Below are 13,775 nucleotides of genomic sequence, written 5' to 3'. Positions count from 1 at the left end.
CCGGCTCCTTCCGCACCACCGCCGGAGTCGCCCGGCGGAAGTTCACGAATAGTTGGGGTACAACGTCATGACCAATCCCTACGGCCAGCAGCAGCCCTACGGCCAGCAGCCGCAGCAGCCGGGTTACGGCCCGCCGTCCGGCGGTGTGCCCGCGCCGTACGGCCAGCCGGCGCCGTATGGCCAGCCCGCGCCGTACGGACAGCCCGCGCCGTACGGGCAGCCGCCCACCGGCGGCTTCGGCGCGCCCGGTTACGGTGCCCCGGGCTACGGCATGCCCGGTGGTGGCGACATCAACCAGATCAAGGACTACAAGGGCTGGGCGATCGCCTCGCTCTTCCTCGGTGGCCTCATCCTGGGCATCTTCGCCATCATGAAGTCCAACGAGGTCGGCACGTACAAGATGCAGGGCAACTACATGATGGCGGAGCAGGCGTCGCGGACGACCAAGACGCTGTGCCTGGTCTCCTCGATCCTGGGCGGCCTCGGCTGCGTCCTGTTCCTGTTCGCGTTCCTGGTCCCGCTGATCGCGTACGGCGTCTCCTGACACCGGCCGCTTCCGCGGGGCGCTCCACCCCGGCATCGCCCGAGAGTGGGACGATGTCGGGGTGGTGAACCTCTACCGCGACACCGGGGTGGTGTTGCGCACGCACAAGCTGGGTGAGGCCGACCGGATCGTCACCCTGCTGACCCGGCGGCACGGCAAGGTGCGCGCCGTGGCGAAGGGCGTGCGGCGCACCTCGTCGCGCTTCGGGGCCCGGCTGGAGCCGTTCGGCCACGTCGACGTGCAGTTCTACACCGGACGAACGCTCGACGTCATCACCCAGGTCGAGACCGTCGACGCCTTCCAGGTGCCGCTGGTCGCCGACTACCAGAGCTACACCGCGGCCAGCGCGATCGCCGAAACCGCGGACCGGCTCTCGGCCGAAGAGGGCGAGCCGGTGCTCAAGCTGTACCTCCTCGTCGTCGGCGCGCTGCGGGCGCTGGCCGACGGGACGCGTGACTCTTCCCTGGTGCTCGACGCGTTCTTCCTCCGCGCGATGTCCTACGCCGGCTGGGCGCCCGCGCTCACCGAATGCGCCCGCTGCGGCCTGCCCGGCCCGCACAAGGCGTTCAGCGTCGCCGCGGGTGGCTCGATGTGCCAGGACTGCCGGATCGCCGGCTGCGTGCACCCCGCCCCCGAGGTCCTGGCCCTGCTCACCGCCCTGCTGCACGGCGAATGGCCGCTGGCGGAGTCGACCCTGCCCGGCACCCGCCGCGACGCGAGCGGGCTGGTCGCGGCGCACCTGCAGTGGCACCTGGAGCGGCAGCTGCGGTCGTTGCCCCTGGTCGAGCGCCGCCCCCGGGAGAGCACGGTGACATCCGGGGCTTCGCCCCAGGCCGGGGGCTCCGCCACCCGGACCCCCGAAGGACAGGCGGTGACAGCTGGGGCTTCGCCCCAGGCCCGGGGCTCCGCCACCCCCGAAAGACAGGTACTGCCCGGGCAGTAGGGTCGGGCCTGATCGGTTCACCCATCCAGGGAGGCTCGCAGTGCTGCGCAGGGGACGCGAGAACAAGGCGTCGCGATACGAGCTGCGGGCCCCGGATCCGCACCCGTCGGGCGCGAAACCGCCGGAGATCCCGCGCGAGCTGGTGCCCAAGCACGTCGCGCTCGTGATGGACGGCAACGGCCGCTGGGCCAACCAGCGCGGCCTGCCGCGGATCGAGGGCCACAAGCGCGGCGAAGCGGTGATGATCGACGTCGCCGCCGGGGCCGTCGAAATCGGCGTCAAGTGGCTCTCGGTGTACGCGTTCTCGACCGAGAACTGGAAGCGCAGCCCCGAAGAGGTGCGGTTCCTGATGGGCTTCAACCGCGACACCATCCGCCGCCAGGTCGACTACCTCGGCTCGATCGGCGTGCGCATCCGCTGGGCGGGGCGGCGTCCCAAGCTGTGGGCGTCGGTCATCAAGGAACTGCAGGCGGCCGAAGAGAAGACCAAGCACAACACGGCGCTGAACATGACCATGTGCGTCAACTACGGCGGCCGTGCCGAGCTGGGTGACGCCATGCAGCGGATCGCGCAGGACGTCGCCGCCGGGAAGCTGAACCCCGACAAGGTCAACGAGAAGACCATCGGGAAGTACCTGTACCAGCCGGACATGCCGGACGTGGACCTGTTCCTGCGGCCTTCGGGCGAGCAGCGGACGTCGAACTTCCTGCTGTGGCAGTCGGCCTACGCCGAGATGGTCTACCAGGACACGCTGTTCCCGGACTTCGACCGGACCCACCTGTGGCGGGCCTGCCTGGAATTCGCGAAGCGGGATCGCCGTTTCGGCGGCGCGGTCGACCAGGCTTCGTCATGAGCGCGACCGAAGCGGCCGAGACCGCGGAGCTGCTGACGCAGGCGAAGGAGTCCCTCGAGCGCTACCTCGAGGTCCACGTCGACGACGACGGCGCGCTGACGTTCTCCCACGGCGGCGTCCCGTGCGTGATCCAGGCGACCCGGCTCGGCGAGGGCCTCACGGTGCTCACCCTGACCTGCGTGGTCGGCTGGGACTTGGCCGACGCGCCGGAGCTGTCGATCGCCGTCGCCGAGCGGGCGGGGCAGGGGCTGTTCGGGACGCTCGGGATCGGGCATTCGGACAACGGGGTCGACGTGACGCTGCGGTACGCGTTCCCGGCGGCCGGGCTGGACGCGCCGGCGCTCGGCACGTTGCTGATGCTGGTCGTGTCGACGGCTTCGCAGCTGCGGACCGATTTGCCCGGGATCGTGCCCGGCGACTGACCCGTCCGGGGTGGACTTTCCGCCGCGAACGGAGGATCAGGGCCCGAAACGGACCGTGATCCTCCGTTCGCGGACCGTGCGGGTCCCGTCGTGCCGGCCGGTACTGGCATCATCGCCTTCGTGAACATCGTTTCCGACACCGCGGCCGAGCCCGGCCGGCGCACGCGCCGGTTCCGGATCAGCTCGGTCGAAGTGCTGTGCGCGATCCTGCTGATCGCGATCCTCGGCCAGGGCTGGCTGCAGGACCTGTTCGACGTGCCCGCACTCCGGACCGGCTCGACCGTGTTCGTCGCCGTCTGCGTGCAGGCGCTGCCGTTCCTCGTGCTGGGCGTGCTGATCAGCGGGGCCATCGCCGCGTTCGTGCCCGCCCGCGTGCTGGAGAAGGTGCTGCCGCGGCGGGCCGGGGCGGCCGTCGGCGTCGCCGGGCTGGCCGGGGTCGCACTGCCGGGGTGTGAATGCGCTTCGGTGCCGGTGGCGCGGCGGCTGATGGGACAGGGCGTGGCGCCGGCCGCGGCGCTGACGTTCCTCCTCGCCGCGCCCGCGGTGAACCCGGTGGTGCTGGTGGCGACCGCGGTCGCGTTCCCCGGCAAGCCGGAGATGGTGCTGGCGCGGTTCGCCGGCTCGCTCGCCACGGCGATGGTGATGGGCTGGCTGTGGGCCCGCTGGGGCAAGCTCGAGTGGATCGCTTCGCGCGCGCTCCGGCGTCTCCCGGAGGTGGCGGGCGGTCAGCGGTGGCGGGTGTTCGCCGAGACCGCGCGGACGGACTTGGTCGAGGCGGGCGGTTTCCTGGTGCTGGGGGCGTTGATCTCGTCGGCGTTGAACGTCTTGGTGCCGGCGAAGTGGTTCGGCGTGCTGGGCGACCAGCTCGTGCTGGGCGTCGTGGTGATGGCGGTGCTGGCGGTGGTGCTGGCGCTGTGCAGCGAGGCGGACGCGTTCGTCGCGGCGTCGCTGACGGCGTTGCCGCTGCTGCCGAAGCTGGTGTTCCTGGTCGTCGGCCCGGCGATCGACGTCAAGCTGTTCGCGTTGCAGGCGGGCACGTTCGGCCGGTCGTTCGCGGTGCGGTTCGCGCCGGTGACGTTCGTGGTGGCGGTGGCCTGCGCGCTCGGGGCCGCCTTCCTGGTGGGGGTCGCGTGAAACGGGAAACCCAGAACATCCTGCTGATCCTGCTCGGCGGCGCGCTGGTCAAGATCGCGGTCAACGGCGACTACCTGCGGTACGTGAAGCCGGCGCAGCAGCCGTGGATCGTCGCGGGCGGCGCGGTGATGGTGCTGTTGGGCGCGGTCGCGATCGTGCGCGACCTGGTGGCGTCGCGGCGGGTCGTTCCGGCGGAGCACGCCGAGCACGACGGCCACGCGCACTCGGCGCGCCCGGCGTGGCTGCTGCTGGTGCCGGTGCTGGCGGTGTTCCTGGTCGCGCCACCGGCACTGGGCGCGGACTCGGTGATCCGCACGGAGGCCCGCGTCCCGGCGAGCGCGGCGGTGGCCGACGCGGCCGCGTTCCCGCCGTTGCCGGCGGGGAACGCGGTGGCGTTGACGGTGAACGAGTTCGTCAGCCGCGCGGGCTGGGATTCGGCGGGCACCCTGAACGGCCGGACGGTTTCCCTGACGGGATTCGTGGTCCACACCGACGGCAGCACGCTGCTGGCCCGCTTGGTGATCAGCTGCTGCGCGGCGGACGCGTTCCCGGTGACGGTCCGCCTCCGCGGCGGCGCGGCGGACCACCTGCCGAGCGACGCCTGGATCCAGGTGACGGGCGAGGTGGTCCCGGGCACGGCAACGAAGGACAACAGCTACACCCCGGACTTCACCCCCACCTCGCTAACCCCGGTCCCCACCCCCAAAGACCCCTACGAGTACTGACTTCGCGTACCCAGCCAGCCGGTTCGCGTACCCAGCTGGACGACACGCGTACGCAGCCGGACGACACGACCCGGCCGTGCACGGGGTCGTGTCGTCCGGCTGGGTACGCGAGTTCGCTTTCCAGGTTCGCGTGTCGTCCGTCCAGGTGCGCGTGTCGTCCGTTGCGGTACGCCGCGGGTAGCCTTGATCGGCGAGGGTTGTCGGGGTGGGCTGCCTTTTTTGCTTTGTGCGGCGGTGCTGTTCGCGTGCGCGCCGGGGACACGGAGACCGACCGGGTCGCCAAGCAGGTGGCCGGGGAGATCGATTCCCCGCCGCGGACTTCGGCGGCCGGATATGCGCGGAAGGCGCTCGAAACCAACCTCGCGTCCGCGACCGGGAACGACGTGCTCGCCGCGTTGTCGACCGGCGGGATCGACTGCCTGCTGGGCTCACGGGTGAACGGCACCACGCTGGTGTGGCGTCCCTCGTGGGCCCAGGTCCAGCCCGGCGAACTCCCGTGCACGGGGGAGGCCGCGCCGGACCGGCAGGGGACCACCCCGCCGCACTAGTGCTCGGCGCAGGTGCCGGTGATCTCGACCGTGTGGGAGATCTCCGAAAAGCCGTGCTCGGCCGCGATCTTCTCCGCCCAGCGCTCCACCGCCGGTCCTTCGACCTCCACCGTCCGGCCGCAGAGGCGGCACACCAGGTGATGGTGGTGGTGCGCCGAACACCGCCGGTAGATCGCCTCGCCCGAATCGGTGCGGAGCACGTCGATCTCGCCCGCCTCCGACAGCGACTGCAGCGTGCGGTACACCGTCGTCAGGCCGATTCCGTCGCCGCGCTTGCGCAGCTCGTCGTGGAGTTCCTGGGCCGAACGGAAGTCGTCGATCGTGCTCAGCAGCTCGACGACCGCGGACCGCTGCCGGGTGGATCGGCGCCCGGGGACCGGGGCCTGGCTGCGCGACGCGGCGGTGCTCATCACTTTCCTTCCTGCACGTGGGCGACGGCGTCGACCACGATGTGCGCCAGGTGGTCGTCGGCGAGCCGGTAGACGACCTCGCGGCCGCGGCGCTCGCCCTGGACCACCCCGGCCGTCTTCAGCACCCGCAGGTGCTGGCTGATCAGCGGCTGGGCGACGTCGAGGGCGTCCACCAGCTCGTGCACGCACCGGTCGGCCGCCCGCAGCTGCAGCACGATCGCGATCCGGACCGGTGCCGCCAGCGCGCGCAGCAGGTCGCCCGCGTCGGTCAGCACCGACTGCGGGGGGTGGGCGGGCGGTGCCGGAGACGCCTCCGCCGCCGGGCTGCAGTCCGCGAGCCCCGGCTGGGCGCCACTCCCGGTCACCGTCGCCATTCCCGCCTCCACGCTGCTCGTCACGCCGCCTGCGACCATGAATTCCGTAGTCATTGCCGATAACGGTGCGGCCCATCCTAGTGTTCCCCCGTCCGGGACCCCCGTCTCGGCGCCGAGCTGCGCGGTACGGCCGGTCGTATTAACCCATTCGGGTGAGTTCGTGGGATATTGGCCCTGCGGCTTCGCATGTCGTGGCCGACGGTGCAAGGTTGTCGCGGAGCGTTTTGCCGTTTCCCGGACGACGGCGAGCCGCCCGAGCAGAGCAGTGGGGAGACATGACGCGTTTCGTGACGAAGGCAGCCGCCCTGGCGGCCGCGGTGTTCCCGCTGGTCGGCGTGGGGGTCGCGGGGGCGCAGACCCAGGCCGTCGACGAGAAGACCGGCCCGGTCTCGTTCGCGAACATCGCCTCGGTGCGGATCGGCGACGAAGGCCAGCGCGGCGGCGCCCTGATCACCGAAACGCAACGCTCCCCGCTGCTGCCCGGCCAGTCGAAGCTCGGCGCGGACCGCGTCTCGGTCCCCAAGGACGACGGCGAGCGCGCGACCTTCGGCGGGCACTACCAGATCGACCTCGGCCGTTACAGCGCGTCACAGAACCCGTACCCGCCGGGGATCGCGAGCCGGGATCACAACGTCTTCGCCGCGTTGCTGGCCACGACCGTGCCCACCGCCGCCGCGGAGACGAACTACGCGCTGCGGGACAACTGGCAGGGCGGCACCGAACCGGCCGCCAACACCGTGCTCGTCCTGGAAGGCGCCAAGACGGCGGTGGACTGCACCGGCCCGGCGAAGCTCTCCGCCACCTCGTCGGTCGCCCGGCTGTGGGTGCGCCAGGCCGGCGGTGCGCTCGGCATCGTCCCGGTGCCGGGCGGCGACGCCGGGCTGCAGCTGAAGAACCTGCGGCTCGGCCCGCCCGGCGACATCACCAACGCCGACCGGGCGACCACGGTCTCCGACCTCAAGCTGACCCGCGTCGCCGCGTTCGACCAGCTGATCCGCCAGGACGGCTGGCGCGGGGGCGACCACACCGCCGTCGCCGGCTGGCGGGTCGAGATCACCACCCACGTCAAGGACGCGCAGGGTGGCGCGCTGCAGGACGTGCGGACCAGCATCGTGCTCGGCGGGGTCAGCTGCTCGGTGCCGAAGGGGTTCGTCGCGAAGGCTGCCGCCCCCGCGGGCGGCCCGACCGCCACGCAGGCCGCCGTGCCGACCCAGGTCCCGGCCGGTTACCTGGGCGCGGCCGCGCCGGCCACCGACGGTGACGGCTCCCGCGTGCCGTTCGGCATCGGCCTGCTCTTCGGCGGGGTCTTCTTCGCCGCGGTCGCCCTGCTGCTGGGCCGGCGGCGCAAGACCGGGTCGGATTAAGTGCTGCGCACCGCGCTGGCCGCCGTCTCGGCCGCGCTGGCGGTGGCCGCCTTCGCGGCCGGGATCGTCGTGCTGACCTGGCTGCCGCCGGCGGTCGCGCCGTCGGCGGCGGCACCCCCGCCCGGCACGCTGCCGGGTGAGAACGCGGCTCCGGCCGTGCTCCCGGCGGACAGCGAGTCCGTGGCGCAGCAGCGGCCGGGCACGGTCCGGCTGCCCGGCGGCGCCACCGCCCGCCTGGTCCGCACCGAGCTCACCGGCACGGGTGTGCTGCCGATCCCGCGCGGCCTCGGCGACGCCGCCTGGTGGGGCGCCAAGCTCGGCGCGGCCCGCGGTGCGGCCCTGCTGTCCGGGCACGTGAACTGGGAGGGCCGGCGCGGGCCGTTCGACGAGCTGTGGCGCATGCGGGCCGGCGACGAGGTCAGCGTGGTCGACGCGCGCGGCGGCCGGTGGGTCTATCGCGTCCACGACGTCGTCACGCTGCCGAAGGAGACGCTGCCGTCCCAGGCCGGGCGGTGGTTCGGGCAGGACGGGCCGCACCGGCTGGTGCTGGTCACCTGCGGCGGCGACTACGTCGGCGGCACCGAAGGCTACGACGAGAACCGCCTGGTCACGGCCGAGCTGGTGACGCGCCCCACCGGCTGATCGAGTTCGCTGCAACCTCCGGCGCCCTTCGCGGCATGCCTGTCCGTGCACTGGCCACGACAGCGAAGGAGCAGAACCCATGCAGGAGCGGAACCCGGCGGAGCCGAAGAAGGGCTCCGGGCGCTGGTGGATCGTTGGCGTCGCGGGGGCGTTCGTGGTCGCGGCGCTCGTCGCGACCCTGCTCGTGTTCACCGGAAAGGATGAACCCGCCGTCGCGAACGGCACCGGTGGGCCCGTCCCGGCCGCGAACCAGCCGGCCCCGCAAGGCGCTCCGCAGGCCACCGGCAAGGCGCCCGCGCAGCTGTCCCTGCCCGGCGGCGGCACCGCGAAGCTGATCCAGGAGGACCTCGACGCCGCCGGCGCGCTGAAGATCCCGGAGGGCCTCGACGAGGCGGCCTGGTGGGGCGCGCAGCTGGGCGCCGACCACGGCGTCGCGCTGCTGTCCGGGCACGTGAACTGGAAGGGCAAGAAGGGCCCGTTCAACGAGCTCTGGCAGGTCAAGCAGGGGCAGGACGTCAAGCTGACCGACGCCGCGGGCGGCGCGTGGGTCTACCGGATCGAGTCCGCCGAGACCGTGCACAAGACGGATCTCGCCGGCCGGTCGGAGCAGCTGTTCGACCCCGACGGCCCGCACAAGCTGCTGCTCGTCACCTGCGGCGGCGAGTACGTCGGCGGCAGCGAGGGGTACGAGGACAACCGCGTCGTGACGGCGTCGCTGGTGGCGCGGCCGTAGGCTCACCTGCGCGTAAAGGAGTGGGCCCCGGCGGATACCCTTGACGTTCTAGTCCGATGAACCGTCCCCGCAAGCTTTTCGGAGCGTGGAGTGCCCACGAACACCATTGAGAAGATCATCAGCCTGTGCAAACGCCGTGGTTTCGTCTTCGCCAGCGGAGAGATCTACGGCGGCACCCGCTCTGCGTGGGACTACGGGCCGCTCGGGGTCGAGCTCAAGGACAACATCAAGCGCCAGTGGTGGAAGACCGTCGTCCAGGGCCGCGACGACGTCGTCGGCCTCGACTCGTCGGTGATCCTGCCGCGTGAGGTCTGGGTCGCGTCGGGCCACGTCAACGTGTTCACCGACCCGCTGATCGAGTGCCTGTCGTGCCACAAGCGGTTCCGCGCCGACCAGCTCGCCGAGGAGTTCGCGGCGCGCACCGGCAAGGAGACCAGCGAGGACGACCTGTCCGAGGTGCCGTGCCCGAACTGCGGCACGCGCGGCAAGTACACCCCGCCGCGGGACTTCAACATGATGCTGAAGACCTACCTCGGCCCGGTCGAGTCCGAAGAGGGCCTGCACTACCTCCGCCCGGAGACCGCGCAGGGCATCTTCGTGAACTTCTCCAACGTCCAGACGACGTCGCGGAAGAAGCCGCCGTTCGGCATCGGCCAGATCGGCAAGTCCTTCCGCAACGAGATCACGCCGGGCAACTTCATCTTCCGGACGCGCGAGTTCGAGCAGATGGAGATGGAGTTCTTCGTCGAGCCGGGCGAGGACGAGACCTGGCACCAGTACTGGATCGACCAGCGCACCGAGTGGTACAAGGACCTCGGCATCAAGGCCGAGAACCTGCGTCACTTCGAGCACCCGAAGGAAAAGCTCTCGCACTACGCGAAGCGCACCGTCGACATCGAGTACCGGTTCGCGTTCAACGCGGGCCAGGAGTGGGGCGAGCTCGAGGGCATCGCGAACCGCACCGACTTCGACCTGACGACGCACTCGAACCACTCGGGCCAGGACCTGTCGTTCTTCGACCAGGCCTCGGGCCAGCGGTACCGGCCGTTCGTCATCGAGCCGGCGGCGGGTGTCGGCCGCTCGATGATGGCGTTCCTGGTGGATTCCTACGTCGAGGAAGAGGTGCCGAACGCCAAGGGCGGCACCGACACCCGCGTCGTGCTGAAGCTCGACCCGCGGCTTTCGCCGTTCAAGGTCGCGGTGCTGCCGCTGTCGCGCAACGCCGACCTGACCCCGAAGGCCAAGGAAGTCGCGGCCACCCTGCGCAAGCACTGGAACGTCGACTTCGACGACGCCCAGGCGATCGGCCGCCGCTACCGCCGCCAGGACGAGATCGGCACGCCGTACTGCGTCACGGTCGACTTCGACTCGCTCGAGGACCAGGCCGTGACGGTGCGCGAGCGCGACTCGATGTCGCAGGAGCGGATCGCGATCGACAAGCTGGAGTCCTACCTGGCGGGCCGCCTCGTCGGCTGCTGAACCACCCGGGCCCGGGTACCCCTGACACCTGTCACGGTCAGGTCGTGACGCACGATCTGGGGACCCGGGCCTTCCGGGCGGCAGCCTTGGGGGCATGCGAGAAACAGACATCCAGGCGGTGGCGGCGGGGGCCGCGATCCACCTCACCGGCCTGCGGAAGCACTACGGCGAAGTCCACGCGGTCGACGGCGTCGACCTGACGATCGCCCCGGGCGAGGTGGTCGCCCTGCTCGGGCCGAACGGCGCGGGCAAGTCCACCACCGTCGACATGATCCTGGGCCTGACCAGCCCCGGCGACGGCGAAGTGCGCGTGTTCGGGCGCAAGCCGATCGACGCCGTCCGCGCCGGCCTGATCGGCGCGATGCTGCAGGGCGGCGCCCTGATGGACGACCTGACGGTCGGGGAGACCGTCGGCATGGTCGCAGGCCTGCACCGCCGGCCGATGCCGGTGGCCGAAGCCCTGCGCGCCGCCGGCGTCGAGGAGCTGGCCGGCCGCCGCGCGAACAAGCTCTCCGGCGGGCAGAAGCAGCGGGTGCGCTTCGCGGTGGCCCTGGTCAGCAACCCCGACCTGCTCGTCCTCGACGAGCCGACCGCGGCGATGGACGTCGGCACCCGGCGTGAGTTCTGGCAGTCGATGTACTCGTTCACCGAGTCCGGGCGCACGGTCCTGTTCGCCACGCACTACCTCGAAGAAGCCGAGGAGTTCGCCGACCGGGTGGTGCTGATGCGCCGCGGCCGGATCGTCGCCGACGGCAGCGTCGCCGAGGTCCGCGCGCTGGCCGGCGGCCGCACCCTGCGCGCGGCCGTCCCGGGCGCCACCGACGCGGTCATCGCCGCGCTGCCCGGCGTCAAGGAGTTCGAGCTGCGCGGCGACCGCGTCGCCATCTCCAGCGCCGACTCCGACGCCACCCTGTGGGCGCTCAAGGCCGCGGTTCCGGCCGTGCACGACGTCGAAATCAGCGCCGTCGGCCTCGAAGGCGCCTTCCTGTCCCTGACCGCCGACGAGACCGCGGAGCCCGTGCGATGAACGCCACCTACCTGCTCACCGAGATCCGCCGGAACTTCCGGGCGCCGCGCTTCCTGATCTTCGTCGTCGCGTTCCCGGTGCTGATGTTCCTGTTGCAGACCAACGTCTTCACGAAGGCGAGCGACCCTGACCACACGCGGATCGCGGCCGTGATCATGGTCAACATGATGACGTTCGGCGTCTTCGCCGCGGCGACGAACAGCGGCGCCCGGCTCGCCCTCGAACGCGCCGTCGGCTGGCAGCGGCAGCTGCGCCTGACCCCGCTGACCGGCACCGGCTACCTGGCGGGCAAGGGGATCTCCGGGATGCTCGTGGGGCTGCCCGCGCTGATCCTCGTGCCGCTGCTCGGCGTGCTGGCCGAGGGGGTGCACGTCGACGCGGGCGGCTGGTTCCGGATCTTCGCCGGCATCTGGCTCGGCACGATCCCGCTGGTGCTGCTGGGCCTGCTGCTCGGCCAGTTCGGCACGCCGGACTCGATGCAGCCGATCAACATGCTCGTCACGCTCGGCATGGGGTTCCTCGGCGGGCTGTGGATCCCGATCGAGACGATGCCGGGCTGGATGCACGACGTCGCCCAGATCATGCCGACGTACTGGGTGCTACAGGTGGCGCGGCCCGCGGTGACCAATGACATGGTGGTCTCGCTGCCGACGGCCGCGGGCGTGCTCGGCGCGTGGACGGTCGTGCTCGGGGCGCTGGTGATCAGGCGTTACCGTAAGGACAGCGCCCGCGTCTGAGGGCCCGGAGGGGAAAATGGCCGAGGACGACGTGAACCGCAAGTACGGGCTGGGCACGAAGGAAACGTGGTGGGAGGACCCGCCGGTCAACCGCGGCAATAGCGGGCCGGACAAGTTCCGGTGGCCGGTCCTGTCGATCGTGTTCACCCTGCCCTACCTCATTCCGGTGACGAAGGGGCTGCTGGCCGTGGACCGGGTGACGCCCGGCGTGGTGGTGCTGTGGGTGCTCGTCTACGGCGTCGCTGTCTCGTACGCGCTCTTCCCGGTGGCATTCGACCGCAGCCGCCCGTTCCGGTTCGCGTACAGCGCGTGGATGCTCGTCCTCGGCCTCACCGTGGTCGCCGCGGCGGACACCAGCCCGTTCGTCATGCTCTACGGCACCGCGGCGCTGGTGTTCCTGCTGCCGCTGGTCTGGGTGGTGGTCCTCGACGGCGCAGCGCTGCTGCTCGGCGCCGGGATCCTGCTGCTGGACGGCCGGTTCGGCGACAACTACGGCGACCTGATCACCGTCGGTTCGGTGACGATGGCGATGTTCTTCATGTCCAGCCTGGTCCGGGCGGTCCGCCGGTTGCAGCAGGCCAACGAGGAGATCGCCACGCTGGCCGTGGCGAACGAGCGGGAGCGACTGGCCCGCGACCTGCACGACCTGCTCGGGCACAGCCTCACCACGATCACCGTCAAGGCGGGGCTGGCCCGGCGGGTGCTGGAGACCGCCGGCGACATCCCGCGCGCCGTCGAGGAGATCCGGGAAGTCGAGAGCCTCACCCGCAGCGCGCTCTCCGACGTCCGCGCGACCGTGTCGGCGAACCGCGAGGTGTCGCTGTCCGCGGAGCTCGTCGGCGCCCGCGCGGCGCTGCGGGCCGCGGAGATCGACGCCGACCTGCCGCACGCCGTCGACAACGTCCGGCCGGAGTTCCAGCCCACTTTCGGCTACGTGCTGCGCGAAGCCGTGACGAACGTGCTGCGGCACTCCGGGGCCAAGCGGGTGCGCGTGCGGCTGGGTGACAGCTGGCTGGAGATCGAGGACGACGGCACCGCCACCGACGTCGTCGCGGGCAACGGCCTGCGCGGGCTCTCCGAGCGGCTGGCCGCCGTCGGGGGCGCGCTGCGGACGTCGGTCCGGGCTGGGGGAGGATTGCTCGTGCGGGCGGAGATCCCGCTGCCCGAACCGAGCCCGGCCACCCCGGCCGTGCGCGCCGAACCCGCGGGAGGACTCGCTTGATCCGGGTACTGCTGGCCGACGACCAGGCCATGGTCCGCGGGGCGCTGGCCACCGTGCTGGGCCTCGAGAACGACATCGAAGTGGTCGGGCAGGTCGGTTCCGGCGACGAGGTGGTGGCCGCCGCGCGTGAGGCCAAGCCGGACGTCGCCCTGCTGGACGTCCAGATGCCGGGCAAGGACGGCCTGGAGGCCGCGGCCGAGCTGCGGGCCGCGCTGCCGTCGTGCCGGGTGATCATCTGCACGACGTTCGGCCGGCCCGGCTACCTCGCCCGCGCGATGGCGGCGGGCGCGGCCGGGTTCGTCGTCAAGGACGCTCCGCCGGAGCAGCTCGTCGAAGCCGTCCGGCGAGTCCACAGTGGACTGCGCGTGGTGGACCCGGCGCTGGCCGCGGAATCCCTCGCCACCGGGGCCAGCCCGCTCACCGGGCGGGAGCGGGACGTCCTGCGGGAGGCCAAGGACGGCAGCACGGTGGCCGACGTGGCCCGCGCCCTGCACCTTTCGGAAGGCACCGTCCGCAACCACCTGTCCGCGGCGATCGGCAAGACCGGCGCCCGGACGCGGGCCGAAGCCGTGCGCGTCGCCGAGGAGCGTGGCTGGCTCTGAGCCGGTTCTGAAAGAA

17 protein-coding genes are annotated in these 13,775 nt (G+C 71.7%); 15 read left to right on the top strand and 2 right to left on the bottom strand.

Annotated elements, in window-relative coordinates; translation table 11 throughout:
- Positions 1-67 precede the first annotated feature (67 nt).
- The 7 genes from AB0F52_RS30440 to AB0F52_RS30410 all read left to right on the top strand — a co-directional run bounded on the left by AB0F52_RS30440 (position 68) and on the right by AB0F52_RS30410 (position 5,169).
- Positions 68-544, top strand: a complete 477-nt coding sequence (locus tag AB0F52_RS30440) for a CD225/dispanin family protein (protein ID WP_199191489.1) — start codon at positions 68-70, stop codon at positions 542-544.
- Positions 545-605: 61 nt separating this feature from the next.
- A complete protein-coding gene (recO, locus tag AB0F52_RS30435; RefSeq protein ID WP_360178475.1) occupies positions 606-1,487 on the top strand; it encodes a DNA repair protein RecO in 882 nt (293 codons plus the stop codon).
- A gap of 40 nt (positions 1,488-1,527) precedes the next feature.
- Positions 1,528-2,340 (top strand): isoprenyl transferase, encoded by an 813-nt coding sequence (locus AB0F52_RS30430; protein ID WP_360178472.1) that lies wholly within the window; start codon positions 1,528-1,530, stop codon positions 2,338-2,340.
- Entirely contained in the window at positions 2,337-2,762 is a 426-nt protein-coding gene (locus tag AB0F52_RS30425) for a hypothetical protein (protein ID WP_360178469.1), read from the top strand. The genes AB0F52_RS30430 and AB0F52_RS30425 overlap by 4 nt, the downstream gene beginning before the upstream one ends.
- A gap of 120 nt (positions 2,763-2,882) precedes the next feature.
- Complete coding sequence (locus AB0F52_RS30420; RefSeq protein ID WP_360178466.1) at positions 2,883-3,896, top strand: permease; 1,014 nt, start codon at positions 2,883-2,885, stop codon at positions 3,894-3,896.
- Positions 3,893-4,621: a TIGR03943 family protein gene (locus AB0F52_RS30415; protein ID WP_360178463.1), complete on the top strand. Its 729-nt coding sequence runs from the start codon at positions 3,893-3,895 to the stop codon at positions 4,619-4,621. The genes AB0F52_RS30420 and AB0F52_RS30415 overlap by 4 nt, the downstream gene beginning before the upstream one ends.
- Before the next feature lie 245 nt (positions 4,622-4,866).
- Positions 4,867-5,169, top strand: a complete 303-nt coding sequence (locus tag AB0F52_RS30410) for a hypothetical protein (RefSeq protein ID WP_360178460.1) — start codon at positions 4,867-4,869, stop codon at positions 5,167-5,169.
- Here the strand turns inward: AB0F52_RS30410 and AB0F52_RS30405 are convergent.
- Together AB0F52_RS30405 and AB0F52_RS30400 are read right to left on the bottom strand one after the other, a co-directional pair.
- Entirely contained in the window at positions 5,166-5,579 is a 414-nt protein-coding gene (locus AB0F52_RS30405) for a Fur family transcriptional regulator (RefSeq protein ID WP_013228384.1), read from the bottom strand. The genes AB0F52_RS30410 and AB0F52_RS30405 overlap by 4 nt on opposite strands.
- A complete protein-coding gene (locus AB0F52_RS30400; protein WP_360178942.1) occupies positions 5,579-5,953 on the bottom strand; it encodes a metalloregulator ArsR/SmtB family transcription factor in 375 nt (124 codons plus the stop codon). The genes AB0F52_RS30405 and AB0F52_RS30400 overlap by 1 nt, the downstream gene beginning before the upstream one ends.
- A 275-nt stretch (positions 5,954-6,228) precedes the next feature.
- Between AB0F52_RS30400 and AB0F52_RS30395 the strand changes: the two genes are divergently transcribed.
- The 8 genes from AB0F52_RS30395 to AB0F52_RS30360 all read left to right on the top strand — a co-directional run bounded on the left by AB0F52_RS30395 (position 6,229) and on the right by AB0F52_RS30360 (position 13,759).
- Complete coding sequence (locus AB0F52_RS30395; protein WP_360178457.1) at positions 6,229-7,317, top strand: hypothetical protein; 1,089 nt, start codon at positions 6,229-6,231, stop codon at positions 7,315-7,317.
- Positions 7,318-7,959, top strand: a complete 642-nt coding sequence (locus AB0F52_RS30390; RefSeq protein ID WP_360178454.1) for a class F sortase — start codon at positions 7,318-7,320, stop codon at positions 7,957-7,959.
- Positions 7,960-8,038: 79 nt separating this feature from the next.
- Positions 8,039-8,692: a class F sortase gene (locus tag AB0F52_RS30385; RefSeq protein ID WP_360178451.1), complete on the top strand. Its 654-nt coding sequence runs from the start codon at positions 8,039-8,041 to the stop codon at positions 8,690-8,692.
- A 90-nt stretch (positions 8,693-8,782) separates the two neighbouring features.
- Positions 8,783-10,171 carry a glycine--tRNA ligase gene (locus AB0F52_RS30380; RefSeq protein WP_103340869.1) on the top strand — a complete coding sequence of 463 codons (1,389 nt, stop codon included), beginning with the start codon at positions 8,783-8,785 and terminating at the stop codon, positions 10,169-10,171.
- 94 nt (positions 10,172-10,265) lie between these two features.
- Positions 10,266-11,198: an ABC transporter ATP-binding protein gene (locus AB0F52_RS30375; RefSeq protein WP_360178448.1), complete on the top strand. Its 933-nt coding sequence runs from the start codon at positions 10,266-10,268 to the stop codon at positions 11,196-11,198.
- On the top strand, positions 11,195-11,935 hold the full coding sequence (locus AB0F52_RS30370; protein WP_360178445.1) for an ABC transporter permease: 741 nt from the start codon (positions 11,195-11,197) through the stop codon (positions 11,933-11,935). The genes AB0F52_RS30375 and AB0F52_RS30370 overlap by 4 nt, the downstream gene beginning before the upstream one ends.
- Positions 11,936-11,951: 16 nt before the next feature.
- Complete coding sequence (locus AB0F52_RS30365; protein WP_360178442.1) at positions 11,952-13,157, top strand: sensor histidine kinase; 1,206 nt, start codon at positions 11,952-11,954, stop codon at positions 13,155-13,157.
- Positions 13,154-13,759: a response regulator transcription factor gene (locus AB0F52_RS30360; protein WP_360178439.1), complete on the top strand. Its 606-nt coding sequence runs from the start codon at positions 13,154-13,156 to the stop codon at positions 13,757-13,759. Before AB0F52_RS30365 ends, AB0F52_RS30360 begins: the two co-directional genes overlap by 4 nt.
- The last annotated feature ends 16 nt before the right edge of the window (positions 13,760-13,775 follow it).

This window comes from Amycolatopsis sp. NPDC024027 (assembly GCF_040638975.1).
Taxonomy (GTDB): Bacteria; Actinomycetota; Actinomycetes; order Mycobacteriales; family Pseudonocardiaceae; genus Amycolatopsis.
Note: the sequence above shows the minus strand (reverse complement) of the source record. Positions and strands in the feature narration are given on the sequence as shown.

What these genes read in the sequence shown, in the direction of transcription:
- AB0F52_RS30440 (WP_199191489.1), top strand. Translation starts at nt 68, where the DNA reads ATGACCAATCCCTACGGCCAGCAGCAGCCCTACGGCCAGCAGCCGCAG.
- AB0F52_RS30425 (WP_360178469.1), top strand. Translation starts at nt 2,337, where the DNA reads ATGAGCGCGACCGAAGCGGCCGAGACCGCGGAGCTGCTGACGCAGGCG.
- AB0F52_RS30405 (WP_013228384.1), bottom strand. Translation starts at nt 5,579, where the DNA reads ATGAGCACCGCCGCGTCGCGCAGCCAGGCCCCGGTCCCCGGGCGCCGA.
- AB0F52_RS30400 (WP_360178942.1), bottom strand. Translation starts at nt 5,953, where the DNA reads ATGGCGACGGTGACCGGGAGTGGCGCCCAGCCGGGGCTCGCGGACTGC.
- AB0F52_RS30395 (WP_360178457.1), top strand. Translation starts at nt 6,229, where the DNA reads ATGACGCGTTTCGTGACGAAGGCAGCCGCCCTGGCGGCCGCGGTGTTC.
- AB0F52_RS30385 (WP_360178451.1), top strand. Translation starts at nt 8,039, where the DNA reads ATGCAGGAGCGGAACCCGGCGGAGCCGAAGAAGGGCTCCGGGCGCTGG.
- AB0F52_RS30375 (WP_360178448.1), top strand. Translation starts at nt 10,266, where the DNA reads ATGCGAGAAACAGACATCCAGGCGGTGGCGGCGGGGGCCGCGATCCAC.
- AB0F52_RS30370 (WP_360178445.1), top strand. Translation starts at nt 11,195, where the DNA reads ATGAACGCCACCTACCTGCTCACCGAGATCCGCCGGAACTTCCGGGCG.
- AB0F52_RS30365 (WP_360178442.1), top strand. Translation starts at nt 11,952, where the DNA reads ATGGCCGAGGACGACGTGAACCGCAAGTACGGGCTGGGCACGAAGGAA.